The sequence below is a fragment of the Mucilaginibacter sp. P4_E8 genome (genome assembly GCF_056401495.1).
Genome location: NZ_JBFUJG010000429.1, coordinates 1 through 795, shown reverse-complemented (window position 1 = coordinate 795; position 795 = coordinate 1). Strand labels below are relative to the sequence as shown.

Below are 795 nucleotides of genomic sequence, written 5' to 3'. Positions count from 1 at the left end.
CTACTCTCTTTTTGTATTAGCTTCTGAACATCAATATCATAAACATAACCATAGGATTGAATATTTTCTTTATCCATTACCCCTCCAAAGGTCGTTGGCGTGTTTCTGCCAATCGTGTAAAACTGAAAGAATGCTTTGTTGGAAACGTATACAGCCGAGAAGTCTTCATCGTTAATCCAGGCATCTGTTACTATAAATTTAGCTAATATGATCTCTTTGGTTGATTTCGAATAGGAAATAATCAGCCAGATAAAAGCGGCTATAGCCATGATGTAGGACATAGTGGATAGGTTATTGTGGTTAACTAATCGATAAATAATGTAAAGAGCCTACCCTGAGGTAAGCTCTTCTGTCAGTTATATTCTTTACAAATTTCAAAGAACCCCTCGTTTGTTTGAATACTAATAAGAAAGAGATATTATTAATTCACCAGTACGACTTGTATAAATTAAAGTACCATTTCCCGACTCTAAGTCAGACCTCCGTCGAATGCTCTTTTCTGCTTCTAAAATGTCATTGGAGTAATACTGAAAGGTGCAGACTCCACCCTCTTGATAGATTAATTTAAACRTATTGGCGGGATGGTCAATCGATTTGAGATTTAGGGTTTGGCTGCTTTCATCTAACACACTGCTGCATTTTTCTGTTTTATCGGTGCCTTGGAAAGAGTTAACCGTATGCAGGTAGACTATTCCTTCTTGGGAAGTAGGTGATTGTTGCTCGGCAGCTTTTGGTGGGTTTGTTGTTGGCTTTTGATAGGTCGGGGTTTGCTTAGGGTATTGTACTGGTTGATGA

The 795-nt window shown here is 38.0% G+C and carries 2 protein-coding genes; both read right to left on the bottom strand.

All coding sequences use genetic code 11. The annotated features are described in order from the left end of the window. On the bottom strand, positions 1-281 hold a 281-nt coding region (locus AC1DRQ_RS31925; RefSeq protein WP_477430236.1), incomplete at its 3' end, for a hypothetical protein. Positions 282-401: 120 nt separating this feature from the next. Beyond that, the coding region (locus AC1DRQ_RS31920) for a hypothetical protein (protein WP_477430234.1) at positions 402-795 on the bottom strand (394 nt) is incomplete at its 5' end.